This window comes from Helicobacter sp. 11S02596-1 (assembly GCF_002272825.1).
In the GTDB taxonomy this organism is placed as follows: Bacteria; Campylobacterota; Campylobacteria; order Campylobacterales; family Helicobacteraceae; genus Helicobacter_J.
On sequence record NZ_MLAM01000026.1, the window covers coordinates 1 to 3361 of the forward strand.

Annotated in this window: 1 pseudogene; it reads right to left on the reverse strand. The window is 43.0% G+C overall.

Annotation, left to right across the window (positions count from 1 at the left end):
• Positions 1-3311, reverse strand: a pseudogene (locus BJI48_RS09195) (hypothetical protein); the annotation flags it as partial.
• Between the last annotated feature and the right edge of the window lie 50 nt (positions 3312-3361).

Sequence of the window (3361 nt, forward strand, 5' to 3'; positions counted from 1 at the left end):
GGGTTAGCCTCGATTTGAAACCTTGCGGGCTTGTTGGCTAGCTCTTCTCGCTTGGCAATATATTTTGCTTCGAGGGCTTTGGCAACTTGGGCTTCTTTCAATGCCTCTTTAATCGGGAGTTTCTCCCCTTTTCTTTCGCTTGTGATACTTACAAACCCGTCAGGCTCAACGCTCGCTTTTATGCCATCTTTTTGCCAGACTTTCGCCCCATCAACGTATCGGGGTGTAAGTGAATCAATCGAGTTAAAAAGCTTTTCTAAGTCGTGAGGCTTCACATAGCCATCAATGCTTTTTTGGGTATAGCTCGCATATTCGTTATTATGGATGGCGGTTTTGAGGTCTTGGGCACTAAAGTTACCTAAGCTTAGCATTGCTTTGAGATTAGCCTTTTGTTCCTTTTCTGCCTTTGCCAAAGCTTCGTGGAATGCTTGGACTTCAGGTTTTTTAAGAATATCAACATTCTTTTTGAGTTCATTGGCAAATTCAGGCGGGAAGTTGCTCGGGTCTTTTTCAAGCAAATTTAGCGTGAGGTCTTTGGTAAATCGCACTCTTCGAATCGCTTGGCGAATATGATAATACACCGCATCATTATCCCCTGCAATGGGGACATTACGGATAAAGAGTTTCCACCATCTCCCAATTGTCCACATCGCCACTTTTCCCATAATAGAAGTCGCAAGATTTGGTCCGTGTCCATCGTTTAGCCCTTTGATATTTTGATAGATAAATTCATCATATTTAAATCTTTGGGCGAGTTCTTCAATATCAGTGAGCCATTTTTTAACATCTGGGTGTAAGTCTGGCTTTTTTGCCATCAGGGCGAGTGTATCAGCAAGGTCAGCAAATTTAACATAGCGGGCGTCAGCGACGCCATCGATATACGATTCAATATTTTTTTTGATAATGCTTGCTTGGGTTTTGGCTTGCATTCTCGGGTGGAGTTTAGAAATAATCGTATTAGCTAGCGGGATAGCCGATTTCCCTAAGTCTTTGAGTGCCTTATCAAATTGCTCGGGGCTTAGCGTGGCATTAGCTTCATCAGCAAATATTTTTTTGTAGAAAGTATCTTTTTGATAGGCTTTCATTTCTTTATACTCGGCATTGATGTTTTGCCATTGTTTAGCTAGGCTTATTTTGCTTTCTTCAGAGATGGGGGCTTTGTGAATGAGTGAAGCGATTTTATTATCGATTCCCTCTAATATCTCATAGCGATAGCCCTTATCGACATAGCCTTTGAGGCTTGGTTTTCTTAGCTCGGTATTGATGTCTTTTCTAATAGCAATCAGGTCTTTTACACCCAAGTCCTTATCGATAGAGCGTTCGGCAAGTTTGAGGAGAGAGCCAGCGTCAGATTTATCCACACGAGCAAAAAGATGGTCAAGCACGGGTTGAATCACATCGTTTATTTGCGTGGTTTGTCCTTGTGTGTTTTCAGCAAGGTCATCAACGACCTTGCCATAGCGGGATTTTAGATCGCTTTCATAGCCTTTAATCGCAGATTTAAGTTCGCTACGCTCGAGCATATCGGTTGTAGTCGCTTTTAGCAATTGTTCGGCACGATGATTAATCGCTTTGCCTAGCATTCCTTTGCCTGCTAAGTCTTCTTTGACTGCATTGGTGATAAAGTATTTGAGCTTATCATCACTCCACGCTACTGCAAGCATTGTATCTTGCTTATCTCGCATTGAACCTTGTGTAATCTCTCCAAAACGTTTTTTGATAGATTTTGGCAAGGGCGTATATTTGACAGCCAGATTTACTGGGTTAATCTCATCAGGAGCTTCTATAGCTTTATCTAAAAACTGATTGGTGTTTTTTAGCACGGCTTGAATGCTTTCATCAGTATAACCCATTTTGTTTTTCATCACACGGGTAGTCGCAGGGAGATTTTGATAGAGGGTTTGATCGACTGCCCAAGAGATGGGTTTTTTGATATATTTGGCTGTTTTGATAGCCCCATAGATGAGCCCATCGCCTGCAATCGAAAGTGCACCTGATTCTAGCATTTTATAGATAAGCTCACTGGGATCGCTTTGGCGTTTTAGCACCCAGTTATTGACTAGATAATCAAGCCCCGAGCCAGCCATTGCCCCGAGTGCTGCGCCACCTATTGCTCCGATGATAGCAGTTTGAGGCGTTTTGCCTAGCTTGCTTGCTCCCATCAACGCATTGCCTGCCATCATCCCAAGAACAGAGCCAGCTAATTCGCCTTTGCTCGCATAGACATCATCTAAGATCGTATCAAAGAAGCCATCTTTTACCTCATAATATTGATCGCCTTTTTTAAAGAAAAGCCCTTTTTCGCCCTTTTCATTTTGCCCCGTGCCCGCTCCATCAAAGCCTGCACCTTTAGCAAGGGTATCTATATCTTGGAGGTATTTTTGTTTATGGGGATTATCGTTATCATCACCAAAGGCATACACAAGTGCTGTGATTAATTGGTGGTCTCGGGAGACATTTTTAAGCCGTGCAATCGCTTCATTGACTTCAGGGGCGAGTTTATTTGCCCGTGCTTCTTTGAGGAAGTTTTCGTAATTTTCTTTATCTTCAGAAGCAATTCCTGTGAGTTTATCCCAAAATCCCCGTTGGGAATCAATAGCGTCTTTTTGTTCTTCGGTGAGTTTTTCAAAGGGGATATTTTGAGAGATGACATCATCAGCGAGGTCTTTTTGGGCGAGGTCTTGTTTATATTTGGCAAAGGTGTATTTATTGAGTGTCCCTGAAGTCGCTTCAAGGGCGATTTGTTTTTGCTCTGGCGTGAGGCTATCATAATCAGGCACACTGCGGAGCATTGTTTTTAAGTTTTGGGCGGTGGCTTCCTCTTTTTCTTTTGCCTCTTTGGTGAGCGTGTTATCGTTGCTTATATCAATGCCTGTGGTGTGATAGAGGGCTTTTTCTCCAAGTTCTTTTAGGGTGTTATCTGCCAAACTTTTGGGGGCTGGTTGCTCTTGGGCTGGGGCTGGATTTTCTTGCGGGGCTTGGGGTGGCATTGCTTGGGCGGGTGCTTGTGTGTTTGGCTCTGGGTTTGGAGTGGGTGCTGGCTCTGCGGGATTTATGGGTGCTTGCTGGGCTTGGGCTTGCTCTGGATTTTGTTGCTGGGTGGGTGCTTGATTTTGTGGTTGGTTAGGGAGTTTTTCTATGGAAAAATTAGGCATTTTAGCGAGCAAATCCACAATCGCTGTGTCATCAAGTCCGTTATTTTTAAGAGCGTTAATATCAAGACTGGTTTTAAATTGCGAAGTCAATTCATTCACAATATCACTATCACTTATTCCTGCTTGCCTTGCACCTGTAAAATCAATTTTTGCCATTTATTTATTCCCTTTTAGTGGGTTTCAACCCATTCCTAGCGGTTTTTTAT